The sequence below is a fragment of the Rhizobium sp. 05L429 genome (genome assembly GCF_056397645.1).
The window spans coordinates 219,882-236,369 of sequence record NZ_JBFTNV010000001.1 but is presented as its reverse complement, the minus strand read 5'-3'; the positions used below and the strand labels follow the sequence as shown (position 1 = coordinate 236,369).

General features: G+C 60.2%; 10 protein-coding genes. All 10 read right to left on the bottom strand.

Annotated elements, in window-relative coordinates:
- Nucleotides 1–8: 8 nt before the first annotated feature.
- Nucleotides 9–497, bottom strand: coding sequence for a MaoC family dehydratase (locus AC1DNW_RS01145; protein WP_113296032.1), 489 nt, complete (start codon nt 495–497; stop codon nt 9–11).
- Nucleotides 498–584: 87 nt separating this feature from the next.
- Nucleotides 585–2,555, bottom strand: coding sequence for a glycogen debranching protein GlgX (glgX, locus tag AC1DNW_RS01140; RefSeq protein ID WP_113310334.1), 1,971 nt, complete (start codon nt 2,553–2,555; stop codon nt 585–587).
- A 13-nt stretch (nt 2,556–2,568) separates the two neighbouring features.
- On the bottom strand, nt 2,569–4,200 hold the full coding sequence (locus AC1DNW_RS01135; RefSeq protein WP_113310333.1) for an alpha-D-glucose phosphate-specific phosphoglucomutase: 1,632 nt from the start codon (nt 4,198–4,200) through the stop codon (nt 2,569–2,571).
- A gap of 1 nt (nt 4,201) precedes the next feature.
- Nucleotides 4,202–5,647: a glycogen synthase GlgA gene (glgA, locus tag AC1DNW_RS01130; RefSeq protein WP_113296035.1), complete on the bottom strand. Its 1,446-nt coding sequence runs from the start codon at nt 5,645–5,647 to the stop codon at nt 4,202–4,204.
- Nucleotides 5,648–5,650: 3 nt separating this feature from the next.
- Nucleotides 5,651–6,913 carry a glucose-1-phosphate adenylyltransferase gene (glgC, locus tag AC1DNW_RS01125; RefSeq protein ID WP_113296036.1) on the bottom strand — a complete coding sequence of 421 codons (1,263 nt, stop codon included), beginning with the start codon at nt 6,911–6,913 and terminating at the stop codon, nt 5,651–5,653.
- A gap of 19 nt (nt 6,914–6,932) precedes the next feature.
- Entirely contained in the window at nt 6,933–9,140 is a 2,208-nt protein-coding gene (glgB, locus tag AC1DNW_RS01120; protein WP_113310332.1) for a 1,4-alpha-glucan branching protein GlgB, read from the bottom strand.
- On the bottom strand, nt 9,140–11,599 hold the full coding sequence (locus AC1DNW_RS01115; protein ID WP_113310331.1) for a glycogen/starch/alpha-glucan phosphorylase: 2,460 nt from the start codon (nt 11,597–11,599) through the stop codon (nt 9,140–9,142). Before AC1DNW_RS01115 ends, glgB begins: the two co-directional genes overlap by 1 nt.
- Before the next feature lie 274 nt (nt 11,600–11,873).
- Nucleotides 11,874–13,058, bottom strand: a complete 1,185-nt coding sequence (locus AC1DNW_RS01110) for a TadE/TadG family type IV pilus assembly protein (protein ID WP_113310330.1) — start codon at nt 13,056–13,058, stop codon at nt 11,874–11,876.
- 118 nt (nt 13,059–13,176) lie between these two features.
- Nucleotides 13,177–14,064, bottom strand: a complete 888-nt coding sequence (locus AC1DNW_RS01105; RefSeq protein ID WP_113296039.1) for a transglutaminase-like domain-containing protein — start codon at nt 14,062–14,064, stop codon at nt 13,177–13,179.
- Complete coding sequence (locus AC1DNW_RS01100) at nt 14,061–16,478, bottom strand: circularly permuted type 2 ATP-grasp protein (RefSeq protein ID WP_113296040.1); 2,418 nt, start codon at nt 16,476–16,478, stop codon at nt 14,061–14,063. Before AC1DNW_RS01100 ends, AC1DNW_RS01105 begins: the two co-directional genes overlap by 4 nt.
- Nucleotides 16,479–16,488: the final 10 nt, after the last annotated feature.

Below are 16,488 nucleotides of genomic sequence, written 5' to 3'. Positions count from 1 at the left end.
AGAGAACCTTAGGCGTCTTCCGGACGATCCTTCGGGTCGAACTGGATAATGGTGATCCAGCGGGCGGTCAGCGCCGGCTTCTTCTCATTCTCGATTTCGATCGAGCTATCATAGCTGGTCATCAGCATACCTGCGCCGCGGAAGCGGGCGTCCGCGAGCACGAAGTGGCCGCGGATGCGAGTGCCGCTCTTGACCGGCGACATGAAGCGGATTTTGTCGAAGCCGTAGTTGATGCCCATGGTCTGCTCGCGCACTTTGGGCAAGCAGTTGTAGTTCATCGTCGACAGCAGCGAGAGTGTCAGGAAGCCATGAGCGATCGTCCCACCGAAGGGGCTTTCGGCTGCTGCGCGAACGGGATCGACGTGAATGAACTGATGGTCGCTGGTTGCGTCGGCAAAAGCGTCAATCATCTTCTGATCGACGAGAATCCAGTCAGACAATCCTGTTTCCGTGCCGACCAGCCCCCGGATATCCGAGAGCGAAATTTCCATCACCATGCATTCCTCGTAAAAAGCCGCAGCCGCAAGCCTTATCGTGCATTTATGACGATTGCGACAACGATTCACGCGGGTTGGTGGTGTAGATCAATTTTCCGCAAAAAAGGCGACGGAACGTGGCTCTACCGTCGCACGGGTACCGACTTTCCGCGTCTCGCCGGGCAGAAGCTGGCGCCAGGCTGCTTCGCCCACTGAGGGGAGGATAAACAGCTGACGTTGTTCCGAGCGATTGAACAGGACGGCGAGGCGGGTCTGCTTACGGGAGGAGCGATCGCCGGTCGCAAGCATCATGCCGAGAGTGGAGAGCGAGGGCGTTTCCCATTCGCCTGTTGTCATCGGTTCGCCGGAAAGCGAAATCCATTCCACATCGCCGTTGCCGGAAAAGAAGTTCAGGTCGGAGAAGACCGAGAAGCGTCGGCGAAGCGCGGCGACAAAGGCGGTATGGGCGACCAGGTCTTCGTCCAGCAGTTTCCAGTCAACCCACGTGATCTCGTTGTCCTGGCAATAGGCGTTGTTATTGCCATGTTGCGTGCGTCCGGCTTCGTCGCCGGCCGTCAGCATGATGCTGCCGCGGCTGGCAAAGAGCGTAGAGATGAGCGCCATGACATCAGCCTTGCGACGCTCCCGGATGACAGGATAGGCGGTCTCGCCTTCGACGCCATTGTTCCAGGAATGGTTCTCGTCGTGGCCGTCGCGATTGTTCTCGCCGTTCGCATCGTTGTGCTTGCCGCTGTATGAAACGAGGTCCATGAGGGTAAAGCCGTCATGGGCGGCGAGGAAGTTGACGCTGCGAGTCGCTGTCGCGCCATTGGCCGAGAAGATATTCGACGAGCCGGCCAGCACAGTTGCGAGCGAACCTGTTTTCCAGCCATCGCCGCGCCAGTAGCACCTGATGTCATCGCGGGCGCGGTCGTTCCATTCCTGGAAGGGTGCAGGGAAGTTGCCGAGCTGATAGCCGCCGGGGCCGATATCCCAGGGTTCGGCGATCATGATGCGGTCGGCGAGCAGATCGTCGGCGAGGAACGCAGCCAGCGTACCGTTCCGGTCGAAGCCGTTTGCCGTGCGGCCGAGAACGGGAGCCAGATCGAAACGGAAGCCATCGATGCCGGCATTGCGGACGAAATGGCGCAGACTGTCGATGATGAGCCGCTGGACGTAAGGATGGTCGCAGGCAATCGTATTACCGGTGCCGGTATCGTTGACGAGCACGGAGGGCCGATCGACAACATGGCGGTAGTAGCTGAGATTATCGATGCCGCGCAGCGACAGCGTTGTACCGTAGCGGTCGCTTTCGCCGGTATGGTTGAAGACGAGGTCGAGGATGACGGCGATGCCTTCGTCATGCAGCTTCGCCACCGTGTTGCTGAGCTCTGCGATGCCGCCGGGCACGATACGCGGATCGAGCGCCATGAAGGCGACCGGATTGTAGCCCCAGCCATTCGTCAGTCCGAGCGGCGGCAGATGGCGCTCGTCGATCCAGGCGGTGATCGGCATCAGTTCGACGGCATCGACGCCGATGCGTTTCAGGTGAGTAATGACCGAGGGGTGGGCAAGCGCGGCGACCGTGCCGCGCTCAGCTTCCGGCACATCCGGATGGAGGATGGTGAAGGGCTTGACCGCCACCTCGTAAATAAAGCCGCCCGGTTTGAAGAGCGGCTTTCGGATTTTGACGGGCGCGTCTTTGGTGACGACCGACTTCGGGATCAGGTGCTGCGTATCTTCGCCGAAGATTCCGAGGCGGGGGTCGTAGTGAAACGGCCCATCGACCGCCTTGGCATAGGGATCGATCAGCAGTTTGGAAGGGTCGAACCAAAGGCCGTTGTCCGGAGCGTAAATGCCGTCGGCGCGATAGCCATAGAGGGCACCTTCCTTCAATCCGTCGACGAAAAGCCGGAAGACATGGCCGCTGTCGCGGGCCATGGGGAGCCTTGCATATTCCTTGCCGTCGTCATCGAAGAGGCAGAGATCGATCTGCGCTGCATGATGCGACCAGACAGAAAATTCAACGCCGGTCTCGAAGACGATGGCACCGCCCTGCGCGGAACTGTTACCCCCCATGTGCCCCCCGGGATCAGGTGATCACGGTCGGCTCGTTGCGTCCCGTGCGCTCACGAATGTTGGCGATGCTTTCGGCGGCCGCGATCAGATCGGCGAGCGCTTCCTGCGTTTCGATATTGTGGCGAGTCGAATCCGGCTCGTATCGTTCGATATAGACGCGCAGGGTTGCGCCAGACGTGCCGGTGCCCGACAGGCGGAAGACGACGCGCGAGCCGCCTTCGAACAGGACGCGGACGCCCTGATGCTCGCTGACCGACTTGTCGACCGGATCGTGATAGGCGAAATCGTCAGCCTTCTCGACCTTCAGATCGCCAAACGTCTTGCCAGGCAGGGTGGAAAGCTGGTTGCGCAGATTGTCGACCAGGCCATTTGCGGCATCGCTATCGACGCCTTCGTAGTCATGACGGGAATAGTAGTTGCGGCCATAGGTCTGCCAGTGCTGGGTAACGATGTCCTGCACGCTTTCGCCGCGCACGGCCAGCACGTTCAGCCACAGCAGCACAGCCCAGAGGCCGTCCTTCTCGCGGACGTGGCTGGAGCCGGTGCCGGCGCTTTCTTCGCCGCAGATCGTCGCCATGCCGGCGTCGAGCAGGTTGCCGAAGAATTTCCAGCCGGTCGGAGTCTCGTAGAGGCCGATGCCCCGCTTCTCAGCCACGCGGTCGGCCGCGCCTGATGTCGGCATAGAGCGGGCAATACCAGCAAGACCGCCGGAATAGCCGGGCGCCAGGTTGGCGTTGGCGGCAAGGATTGCAAGGCTGTCGGAAGGGGTGACGAAAACGCCGCGGCCGATGATGAGGTTGCGGTCGCCGTCGCCGTCAGATGCAGCGCCGAAATCGGGCGCGTCCTCACCCATCATCTCGTCATAGAGTTCTTTCGCATGAACGAGGTTCGGGTCCGGATGATGGCCGCCGAAATCCGGCAGCGGCATGAAATTACGCACGGAGCCGGAGGGAGCGCCGAGGCGGTTCTCGAAGATTTCCTTGGCGTAGGGACCGGTCACGGCACTCATGGCGTCGAAGGCAATGCGGAAGCCAAGGCTGATCAGATTGCGGATCGCACCGAAATCGAAGAGCTCTTCCATCAGTGCGGCATAATCCTCGACCGGGTCGATGACCGAGAGGATGGTGCCGCCCGGCAGCTCTTCCTTGCCGATGCGGTCGATATTCACGTCGGCGAAATCGGCGATCTTGTAGCTTCCGATCACCTTGGAGCGCGCATAGATCGCGTCGGTGATCTTCTCAGGCGCCGGACCGCCATTGTTGACATTGTACTTGATGCCGAAGTCTTCGGTCGGGCCGCCGGGATTGTGGCTGGCCGAGAGAATGATGCCACCAAAGGCCTTGTACTTGCGGATGATGTGAGAGGCTGCGGGTGTCGAAAGAATGCCGCCCTTGCCCACCATGACCTTACCGAAGCCATTGGCGGCGGCCATCTTGATCGCCTTCTGGATGACTTCGCGATTGTAGTAGCGTCCGTCGCCGCCGATGACCAGGCACTTGCCCTGATAGCCTTCCAGCGAATCGAAGATCGACTGGATGAAATTCTCCGCATAGTTAGGCTGCTGGAAGACGGGAACCTTCTTGCGCAGACCTGAAGTGCCGGGTTTCTGGTCCTGATAGGCCGTGGTGGGAACAGACTTAATCATTTTAGCTCATGCCTTTCGAGACGAGGCTTGAATACAGGGCAACATAACGTTCGGCGCTCTTCTCCCAAGAGACATCCGACTTCATGCCCTGCTTTTGCAATTGGGTCCAGACTTTTTGATCCGCGTAAAGGTGCATGGCGCGGCGCAGTGCCTGTAGCATGCTTCCTTCGTTTACGGGTGCGAATTGTATGCCTGTGGCCACCTTTGCTGCAAGGGCGGCATGATTGGCATCGATCACGGTATCGTTGAGACCGCCGGTGCGCGCGACGATCGGCACACAGCCGTAGCGCAGGCCGTAAAGCTGTGTGAGACCGCATGGCTCAAAGCGGGAGGGGATGATGATCGCGTCGCAGCCGGCCTGCATCAGGTGCGACATCGGCTCGTTGTACCCGATGGAAACGCCGATGCGGCCGGGGTTGCGGTTGGCGGCGGCGAGCAGCGCGCCCTCCAGTGCCACCTCGCCGGAACCGAGCACGACGAGCTTGCCGCCGAGCGCGACGATCTCGTCGGCAGCGCTTGCGACGAGGTCCATGCCCTTCTGCCAGGTCAGGCGGCTGATGACGCAGAAGATCGGCGCGTTGTCGTGGTCGAGATGGAAGAATTCCTCGATCGATCTACGGTTCTCGATGCGGTTTTTCAGCGTCGTCGGGCCATAATGCGTGTGAACCACCGGATCGGTCGCCGGGTTCCAGATATCGGCGTCGATGCCGTTGACGATACCATGCAGCACGTCGCGGCGGCTGGCGATGACGCCTTCCAGGCCCATGCCGAATTCCGGGGTCAGGATTTCCTCCGCATAGGAGGGGCTGACGGTGGTGATGGCATGAGCAGTCTGCAGGCCACCCTTGAGGAAACCGACAGTGCCGTAATATTCGATGCTCTCAGTGGCAAAGGCATGGGGCGGCAGACGCAGGCCGGGGAGAATATCGGCGCCGAACTGGCCCTGGAAAGCGATGTTGTGGATCGTCAGAATGCTCGGCAGTTCGGGCGTCGGGTAATAGCGCATGTAGACAGGCACCATGGCGGCCTGCCAGTCATGGGCATGCACCAGATCCGGCCGCCAGCCGGGCAGCAGTCCGGCGGCGATCTCGGAGCCTGCCAGCGAAAGGGCGGCGAAGCGGCGCCAGTTGTCAGGGTGATCCTTGCCGGTCGTATCGAGATAGGGGCCGCCCGGGCGGTCATAGTAAGCCGGCGCGTCGAGCACAAGGATATCGAGACCCTGATGCTCCACCTCAAGCAATCTTGCCGGTTGGCCGAGCAGATCCGGGAACTCCAGCCGTACGACCGGATTCTGCAAAACCTTCATGACCGCGGGATAGCCGGGCATGAGGGTTTTTGTTTCAATGCCATAGGATTTGAGGGCTATTGGCAGGGCGCCTGCCACATCGGCAAGGCCCCCTGTCTTGATCAAAGGGAAGACTTCGGACGAAACCGAAAGAACTTTCATAAGTCAGATATCCAGCTTGTCGATCATCGGTTGCGTGATCAGGCAAATGCCGCTTTCGGTCCGTCTGAAACGCCGGGCGTCTAGTTCCGGATCCTCGCCGACGACAAGACCTTCCGGGATGACGACACCATGATCGATCACAACGTCTTTGAGCTGGGCGCGCCGACCGATCTTCACATTGGGCAGGATGACCGCCCCTTCCAGTTTGGAAAAGGAATTGGCCCGCACTCCAGTGAAGAGAAGGCTTCGGTTGAGGCTTGCGCCCGAGATGATGCAGTCGCCGGCAACGACAGACGACGTTGCCGAACCGCGGCGGTCTTCATCGTCATGAACGAATTTCGCCGGCGGAGTAATCTCGGCATAGGTCCAGATCGGCCAGGATTTGTCGTAGATATCAAGGGCCGGAACGATTGCCGTCAGGTCGATATTGGCCTGCCAATACGCATCGATCGTACCGACGTCGCGCCAGTAGGGCTCATGCTCGAAATCGGAGCGGACGCAGGACTTGGCGAAGCGGTGGGCGACCGCCTTACCGTGCTCGACGATATAGGGGATGATATCTTTGCCGAAGTCGCGGCTCGAAGTCGGATCAGCGGCATCGCGGCGGAGTGCATCGATCAGGAACTTCGTGCGGAAGACATAAATGCCCATGGAGGCGAGAGCGAAATCCGGCTTGTCCGGAATACCAGGCGGATCTGCCGGCTTTTCGATGAAGGCGAAGATCTCGTCCTTCTCATTAACATGCATGACACCGAAACCAACCGCATCCATGCGCGGTACTTCAAGGCAGCCGATGGTCACGTCCGCGCCGGTATCGACATGCTGCTGGAGCATGTATTCATAGTCCATCTTGTAGATATGGTCGCCAGCGAGGATGACCATGTATTCGACGCCGTAATCCTCGATGATGTCGATGTTCTGATAGACGGCATCGGCGGTACCTTCATACCACTGCGTTTCGGAAACGCGCTGGGATGCGGGCAGAATGTCGAAGCTCTCGTTACGCTCGGGCCGGAAGAAGTTCCAACCGCGCTGCATGTGGCGGATCAGCGAATGTGCCTTGTACTGGGTAGCGACGCCGATACGGCGGATGCCGGAATTCAGAGCGTTCGACAGTGCGAAATCGATGATGCGTGCCTTGCCGCCGAAATAGACGGCGGGTTTTGCGCGTCGGTCAGTCAGTTCCTTGAGGCGGCTTCCCCTGCCGCCGGCGAGAACATAGGCCATTGCATCGCGGGCAAGTGGCTGAATGCGCTTTTCTACCATTTTCTCCTCCCACCAGTCACTAATTCTCGGGTTCAAGCATGATTGTCGCCAGCGGCGGCAGGGTTATCGAGCAGCTTATCTCGCCGCCGGCATCGACGGCTTGCACGCGCCCGCCATTGCCCTTGCCGCTGCCGCCATAAATGTCGGCATCGGTATTGAGGATTTCCCGCCAGCGCCCGGCAGAAGGCAGCCGGATCGAATAGTTCTCACGATAGACAGGCGTGAAGTTCGTGATGACGGCGACGGGCTTCTGGCCAGGCGCTTTGCGCAGCCAGGCGAAGACCGAGTTCTCGTAATCGTCGGCGATCAGCCATTCGAAGCCGTCGCCTTCGCAGTCACGCGCATGGAGTGCGGCCTTGCTGCGATAGGTGAAGTTGAGATCACGCACCAGGCGACGCATGCCTTCGTGCATGCGGTACTGGAGGAGGTTCCAGTCGAGCGACTTGTTCTCGCTCCATTCGGCCCACTGAGCGAATTCCTGTCCCATGAAGAGCAGCTTCTTGCCGGGATAGCCCCACATGAAGGCGTAGTAGGCGCGCAGATTGGCAAATTTCTGCCAATCGTCACCCGGCATCTTGGCGATCAGCGAACCCTTGCCGTGCACGACTTCGTCATGGGAGAGCGGCAGGACGAAATTTTCCGAATAAGCGTAGAGCAGCCCGAAGGTCAGTTCATTGTGGTGGTGCTTACGGTGCACCGGTTCGCGGCTCATGTAGCTCAACGTGTCGTGCATGAAGCCCATGTTCCACTTGAAGCCGAAGCCGAGGCCGCCTTCGTGGACCGGTTGGGAAACCTTCGGCCAGGAAGTCGACTCCTCGGCGATGGTCATGACGCCCGGATGCTCGCCATAGATGCGGGTGTTGAGGTTCTGCAGGAAGCGGACGGCTTCGAGGTTTTCGTTGCCGCCATACTCGTTCGGGATCCATTCGCCGTGCTTGCGCGAATAGTCGAGATAGAGCATCGACGCGACCGCATCGACGCGCAGGCCGTCGAGATGGAATTTCTCGGCCCAGTACAGCGCGTTGTTGACGAGGTAGGAGACGACCTCAGTGCGGCCAAAATTGTAGATTGCCGTGTTCCAGTCCGGGTGAAAACCCTTGCGTGGGTCTTCGTGTTCGTAAAGCGCGGTGCCGTCGAACCAGCCAAGGCCGTGTTCATCGGTCGGGAAATGCGCCGGCACCCAGTCGAGGATGACGCCGATGCCGACCTTGTGACAGCCGTTGACGAAACGGGCGAAGCCTTCCGGCTCGCCGAAGCGGGCAGTCGGGGCATAGAGGCCGGTCGTCTGGTAACCCCAGGAGGGGTCGTAGGGGTGCTCGGTGATCGGCAGGAACTCGATATGAGTGAAGCCCATATCGACGCAGTAGGGGATGAGGCTCGAGGCAAGCTCATCCCATGAAAGCATGGAGCCATCCTGGCGACGCTGCCAGGAGCCGGCGTGAACCTCATAGATGCTGATCGGCTGGCGGCGCATATCGCTTTCGCGCCAGTGTTTCAAATGCGGCTCGTCCTGCCATTCCTGCACAAGTTCGGCGGTCGTCACGGATGCCGTTTTGGGGCGAAGTTCGCTGCGGCGGGCAAACGGGTCAGCCTTCAATGGCAGCAGCACGCCGTCCTGGCCACGGATCTCGAATTTGTAGGGGACACCGAGCGGCACATCGGGGGCGAAGATTTCCCAGATGCCGCTGTCGGCACGCAAGCGCATGACGTGGCGTCGTCCGTCCCAATTGTTGAAATCGCCGACAACCGAGACGCGCTGCGCATTCGGTGCCCATACGGCAAAGTGGATGCCGGTCGCGCCTTCATGCTTGATGCGATGGGCGCCCATCTTGTCGAAGAGCCGCAGGTGCGAACCCTGCCGGGCGTAATAATCGTCCATCGGGCCGAGCACCGGGCCGAAGCTGTAAGGGTCGGTCACCGCCCATTCGGCGTCGGCGCGCCGGGCGCGATAGCGCACAGGCTGGAATTTGGTGATCGATACCTGGCCGCCGAAAATACCGTCTTGATGAAGCTGGTTGAGTTCGCCGATCGGCGTCCCATCCAGCGTCATTGCAGTGACGGCTTCTGCGCCGGGGACGAAACACCTGGTAATGAAGGCCTCGCCGGCCTGGTGTACGCCCAGGACGGCAAAGGGATCGGCATGCGAGCCGTTGAGAATTGCCGCAATTTCGCCCGCCGAAATTTCCCAGGGAAGCTTCACTTCAGGGGTGGCTTTCGGCGGCTTCATCAAGCTCTCCAGATCTCGTCGGCATATTGTCTGATCGTGCGGTCGGAGGAGAACCAGCCCATCCGCGCCGTATTGTTGATCGTCTTCTCATACCAGGAGGACTGGTTGGTCCAGATCTGGTCGACCTCGCGCTGAGCGGCCGCATAGGCATCGAAATCGCCGGCGACCATGAACCAGTCGTGGGAGTAGATACCGTCGATGAGGCCGGTATAGCGGTTGCGGTCGTCAGGAGAGAAGACGCCCGAGCTGATGGCGGCCAGCGCCTGTGCCAGCTCACGTGAGCCTTCGATGATCGCACGAGGATTATGGCCCTCGCTGCGGATCTTGGCGACTTCATCAGCCTGCAGGCCGAAGATGACGATATTGTCTTCGCCGACATTGTCGCGCATTTCGACATTGGCACCGTCGAGCGTGCCGATCGTCAGTGCGCCGTTCAGGCCGAACTTCATGTTGCCGGTGCCCGATGCTTCCATGCCGGCCGTCGAGATCTGCTCGGAGAGGTCGGCAGCCGGAACCATGATTTCGGCAAGCGAGACATTGTAGTTCGGCACGAAGACGACCTTCAGCAGGCCGCGGACCGATGGGTCGTTGTTGATGGTGCGGGCAACGTCGTTGATAAGCTTGATGATGAGCTTGGCGTTGTAGTAGCTCGGGGCAGCCTTGCCGGCGAAGAGCTTGACGCGCGGCACCCAATCCAGCTCGGGGTGCGAACGGATCTGATCGTAAAGTGCCACGGCTTCGACGATGTTCAGAAGTTGGCGCTTGTATTCGTGGATGCGCTTGATCTGAATGTCGAACATCGCCGACGGATCGAGCTTCACACCCATGCGGCTGGCGACGAGATTGGAGAGCGCCACCTTGTTCGCGCGCTTCACGGCAGCGAATTTCTGCTGGAAGCTCGGGTCGGTGGCGAATTTGTCAAGCGGGCGCAGCTTCTCGGCATCGTCGAGGAATTCATCGCCGATCGCTTCGCGCACCAGGCCCGTCAGGCCGGGATTGCACTGCTGCAACCAGCGGCGCGGCGTGATGCCGTTGGTCTTGTTGTTGATACGGTCGGGATAGAGCTTGTGCAGGTCTGCAAAGACCGTGACCTTCATCAGGTCCGTGTGCAGTGCCGACACGCCGTTGATCGAGTACGAGCCGACGAAGGCGAGATTGCCCATGCGCACGCGGCGGTCGCCGCTTTCATCGATCAGCGAGATCGAACGGATTTCCGTGTCGGAGAAATTACGGCTCTTGCGCGCTTCGATCAGTATCTTGGCGTTGATCGCATAGATGATCTGCATATGGCGCGGCAACAGGCGCTCGAAGAGCGGAACCGGCCAGCTTTCCAGCGCTTCGGGAAGAAGCGTGTGGTTGGTGTAAGAGAAGGTGCGGCGGGTGATATCCCAGGCCTGTTCGAAATCCAGGCCATGCACATCGCAAAGCAGGCGTGTGAGTTCGGCGACGGAAACGGCCGGGTGGGTGTCGTTGAGCTGGATCGCGACCTTGTCCGGCAGAGAGGTGAAGTCGTCATACTGCTGCAGGTGGCGGCGCAGGATGTCCTGCAGGGAAGCGGACGAGAAGAAATACTCCTGGCGCAGGCGCAGTTCCTGGCCGGCAGGCGTTGCGTCGGCCGGGTAGAGAACCCGCGTCAGGCTCTCGGCCCTGTTGCTCTCGCGTAGCGCACCGATATGGTCACCGGCGTTGAAGGCATCGAGCAGGATCGGATCGATCGGCTGAGCCGACCACAGGCGGAGCGTATTGACGCGCTTGCCGCGCCAGCCGACGACCGGCGTATCGAAGGCGGCGGCGATGACACGCTCGGCCGGCTTCCAGACGTAACGCGGTTGCTCGTCATGGCCGCTGATGACCTCGATCGAGCCGCCAAAGCCGATTTCGTAGGCGCTCTCGCGGCGTTCGAATTCCCAGGGATTGCCGTGGGCGAGCCAGTTTTCTGGCAGTTCGACCTGCCAGCCGTCTGCCATCTGCTGACGGAAGAGGCCGTGGACGTAGCGGATGCCATAGCCATAGGCGGGCACGTCGACGGTCGCCATCGATTCCATGAAGCAGGCAGCGAGGCGGCCGAGACCGCCGTTGCCGAGTGCGGCATCGGGCTCCAGCCCGGCGATGACGTTGATGTCGACACCGAGCGAAGCGAGCGCATCACTCACCTCTTCCATGAGGTTGAGGTTGGATACAGCATCGCGCATCAGGCGGCCGATCAGGAATTCGAGAGACATGTAATAGACGCGCTTGGCGCCGGTCTCATAAGCCTTGCGGGTGGATTCCATCCACTTGTCGATGATGCGGTCACGCACCACGAGAATGGTCGCCGTCAGCCAGTCGTGAGGCTTGGCGACCTTGGCGTCCTTGCCGATGCGGTAGGTCAGACGCTCGATGATTTCCTCAGCGAGGATTTCAGGCCGGGAACTGCGCGGAGCGGGTGCGGGGATGATCGGCTTCGAAACAGTATTCATTCTCAGGTCTCGCCAATTTTGATTTGGTTACAGTAAGATACGCCTGATTCAATCGATTTGTCATATATGCGGACAGGGCAGTTTATGCACCGTTACGAAGCACTTGCAACAAGGGAATTGGCCAAACGAAAAATTTGCGAAACCTTCATATTCACGAGGCCTAAGGGACTTGATTTCAATCGGTTTTCCCGATCTGATAGGCAGGACTGAGTTTAAACGAAAAGCCGCCCCGTTTGTTCCGGAGCGGCTTTTGTTTGCGCTGCAGTTGCGCTGATTACTGGGTCAGCAGAGTCTTGTCGGCGGCGGCACTTTGGCCGATCGCTTGGAAGGCGGAGGTCAGGTCGTTCATGCTTTCCGCCTGAAAGTAGTATGTCGGACCGCTAGCGCATTTGCTCAGTAAGCTCTGCCCCCGCGTCGGGGCCATGAATGCTATCGAATAAATCTTTATCCCGGCATTTTTTGCATTGGTGCATGTCGTTAAAGTATTCGTGTCGGACAGGTCCTTGTTGTTTTCACCATCCGTCATGAATACGATGTATTTGGTCAGACTGGTGTTGCCTGCGTTCGCTTGAATCTTGGATTCGGAGCCGCTGTCCGTCTTGTTAAGGTCGTTATAGGCTTGCAGCATCGGTGCCGCGGATTCGGTATTGCCGCCCGCTGACATCGTATTGATGACCTCTGTTCTTGTGCGGTTGGTACCCCAGCCGAACGTGTTCGAATCCTGAACGGCGCCGCTCCATGCAATTGCATTTGTGCGAACGTATTTCGCTTGTGGATCAGCTTTGTCCAACTGGTCGAGCAGCAGGTTGGCTGCTGTCTTCAAGGCGTCAATCTTCTTGACGTAGCAGGGGCTCTTTGTGCCGATCGACTGGCCGCTGGAATTGTACTGCTGGCAACTCTTGGTTGGAACAATCTGAGTACCTGTATTTGCCAGCATTGAGCCGGATTCGTCGAGGACCAGGGTCATTGAGACGGCGCTGCGCTGTTGGCTGATGCCGCTGGTCGTCTTGCTTGCCGCTGCGATGGTGCTGGTCTTGAAACCCAGGACATTCATGAAGGGCGTAAGACTTAGCGGATAGGAAGCATTGACGGAAATCCCGTAGCTTTTGCCGTTTGCGGAAGTGGTCGTCGTGATGGTTACACTGGTTGACGATTTGATCGCGCTGATCGTGGCTTCGTCGACATAATTCGCCATCTGCCCGGTGACGAAATCCTTCGCCAAAGCCTTTGCCTGATCATCGGTGGTGACCTTGCCGGAGGAAAGCGCGGTCGCTGTTGCAAGTGCTCCCGAGTCGGCTGCCTCCTGAAGCTGACGCTGCGAGGCTATGATATTCATGGTATCAATCGCGAAGCCGGCACTGCCTACAAGCACAGGCAGCAAGATAGCCGTCATAATGCCGAAATTGCCGCCGCGGTCGCGCCGCAGCCGATCGAGAAGCGAATGCAGGGTGTTCATCATGTCCACCGATTTCAAAAGAGCCTTAAGTAGGCGCAATTGATGGACCGGATGACTTTAATGGCCGCTAAAGCCAGTACCTAAAATTCTAGACAACTGGCTGTTTTTTCCAATTTCGGGATTATTTCAGGGCAATCACGTCCACGGCCTGCACGGAACGCTGGCTGCCATAACTCTTGAGTACACCGATAACGGGAGCGACATCAGCGTAGTCGCGACCATATGCGACGACGATATGGTCGGTTCCGGCAGGAATGTTGTTGGTGGGATCGAGCTCGAGCCAGCCGGCCGTCTCGCCGCACCAGACGCGTACCCAGGCATGCATGGCATCGGCGCCCTCCAGGCGCTCCTTGCCGGGCGGCGGGATGGTGCGCAGGAAGCCGGAGACATAGCCGGCGGGGATGCCGAGGCTGCGCAGCGCAAGGATCATCACATGGGTAAAGTCCTGGCAGACGCCGCGCTTCAGCTCGAACGCTTCGAGCGGCGTCGTCTCGACGGTCGTCGCTTCCGGATCGTAGGTGAAATCCTTGTTGATGCGGGTGCAAAGCGCATAGGCGATCTGCATGACCGTCAGCGAGGGTCGGACGCAGGTCTTGGCGTATTCAGCGATCGCCTTGGTCTCCGTCAGGCGCGGGCTGTCGCCAAGGAAATGGTGAGGCGATTCCGGATCGAGCGACCAGATTCCAGCAACCTCCTCCGGCAGCTCGGCCAATAGCGGTGAGAAGTCTGCGGATATCGCCTGGCTTTCGACCTGTACGCGGGCCTGCATGCGGATATCCAGCTTTTCATGCGGCGAGCGCAACAGGAAAGATGTCGCCGGATGCTGGAAGAAGTCGATGAAATGCGACTGTTCGTCCGGCTGGGGCGCGACGCTGATCGAGCCTGCGACAAGCCGCTGACGGTTTGGCAGCGAGAGCGGCATCAGGCGCATGATGTGGCGCGCGCCGGATGCCGGCGTGTCATAGCTGTAGCCCATATGCAGGGTGAGATCGTAGAGGACGGTCGTCATCCGAGATAGGTCTGCGCCAGAAGGTCGGAGAGGTGTTCCAGCTCACGCTCCAGCCGATGGTAGACATCACCGTCCATGGTTTCCGGCGTCATGACGGCGAGGCCGGAATGCAGGCGCATCGCCTCGCGGTAGAAGGGCGACATCTGGCCGTTCATAAACGCATTCGGAAGCTGCTCGACCTCTCGGTGGATCTCGTTCATCTGGAAGAGGACCGAGCGCGGGTTCAGCGGATCGAGCGCCAGCAGATCGGTCACCGTCAGCCGTGCCGTGTTGACGTTGTAGCGGCGACGGTGGGTCATGACGCTGTCGCCGATTTCCAGCAGCATGTCGAGTGCGCCATCGGGCGCTTCCGGGCCGGACATGTGGCCGAGAAGGCGCGTCATGTGCAGGCCGCGTTCGATGTATCGGCCTAGCGAGAGGAAGCGCCAGCCGGTGAAGCGGTACATGTTTTCATGCACGAGACCGGCAAAGCCCGCGAGCTTTCGCAAGAGAATGGTCATCGCGTGGCTGGCGTCGTCGCCTGATGTAATGGTCGAGTGAAAGCGGCGGGCGGTCTTGGCGAGGTCATTCAAGGCCAGCCAGCCATCCGGCGAGAAGCGGTCACGGATGTTGCTTGCTGAATAGACGGCGCTGTCGATATTGCGCAGCAGCGATTCCGGCACGGGTTCGCCGGTGTCGATATCGACGGCGGCAAGATATTCGGTGACGTCAGCGAGCAACGGCTGGTTCGGGTCGGCGGCTTCGGCGTAGCGGGCGTGCCAGGCGCGCAGGATGCGCAGCGCCCCTTCGGCGCGTTCGATATAGCGGCCCAGCCAGAAAAGGTTGTCGGCCGCGCGGCTCGGCAGGCTGCCCGGCATGTTGCGGGTGAAGCTACCTTCGGCTGGCAGCAGCGTGTGGCGCTCGACCGGTTTGTCGCTGACGATCCACACATCAGCCGCCGCACCGCCGGACTGCATGGCTATGGCGGCGACATCGTCTCCCGAACCGATGCGGGCAAAACCGCCGGGCATGATCTGCCAACCATTGGCGGTGCGGGCGGCAAAGACGCGCAGCGACATCGGCCGCGGCGTCAGTTTGCCGTCGATCCAGGCCGGCGTGGTCGAGAGGGTGACGACTTCCTGACCTACGAGTTTTGCGCCGTCGCTCGTCAGCCAGTCCGCAATCGAGTTCTTGGCGGTGGCGCGCAGCGAAGAGCCGAGAACGGATTCGCCGCCGTCATCGAAGAAGGGTGCGCGGGAATAGGCCGGGCCGATCACCATCTTTTCGATATTTGCAGCCACATGGTCGCGCTCTTCCTTCTGACCGCACCACCATGTCGCGATGGATGGCAGGCGAAGATCTTCGCCCAGCAGCGAGCGACAGACGGCGGGCATGAAGGCGAGCAGGGCGCGCGTTTCCAGAACGCCGGTGCCGAGTGCGTTCACGATGGTGACGGTTTCGGCACGCAGGGCCTCCACAAGACCGGGCGTGCCGATATGCGAGTTCTGGTTCAGCTCCAGGGGATCGGCATAAGCGGAATCGAGACGCCGCCAGAGCACGCCGATCGGCTTCAGGCCGGCGACTGTGCGCACCATGATGCGCCTGTTGACCACCACAAGATCTTCGCCTTCCAGCAGCATGAAGCCGAGATAACGGGCGATATAGGCATGTTCGTAGTAGGTTTCGTTCGCCGGGCCGGGGGTCAGGACTGCGATGCGGTCGTCACCGGAATGCTTCATCGCCTGCAACGCATCGCGGAAGGCGCCGAAGAAGGAGGCAAGGCGATGAACGGGCGTTTCGGCGTAGATATCGGAGAAGGCGCGGGTGGTTGCCACGCGGCTCTCCAGCGCGAAGCCTGCGCCGGATGGAGCCTGCGTGCGGTCGGCCAGTACCCACCAGTTTCCGTCAGGGCCTCGACCGATCTCGAAGGCACAGAAATGCAGGTAGTGACCGGTCGCAGGCTTTACACCGACCAGCGGCCGCTGGAATTCGGGGTTGGCGGCGATCAGTGCGGGTGGAAGAATGCCTTCCTCCACAAGCCTGTTTTCGCCGTAGATATCGGCGATTGTCGCTTCCAAGAGATCAGCACGCTGGACGAGGCCTGCCGAAAGAACCTGCCATTCGCGCTCGTCGATCAGCACCGGAATATGGGAGATCGGCCAGGGGCGCTCGCCGCTGCCCTTGGCGCCGTAGGCCCGATAGAAAACACCGGCGTCGCGCAGATAACGGTCGGCGCGGGCGAAACGCTCGGCCAGTTCCTTTTCGGGCATGGCATTCATATGGGCCATGAAGCGCTGCCAGACCGGACGGATGGCCCCGTTATTGTCCACCATCTCGTCTGCAATGCCGGGCAGAGGCGCATAGTCGAAGACTGCATCCGCGCCGGCGCGTTCCTCGATCTCGTCCCTCAATTCCAGTGCAGGCTTCTTGCCCATCAGACCCAGC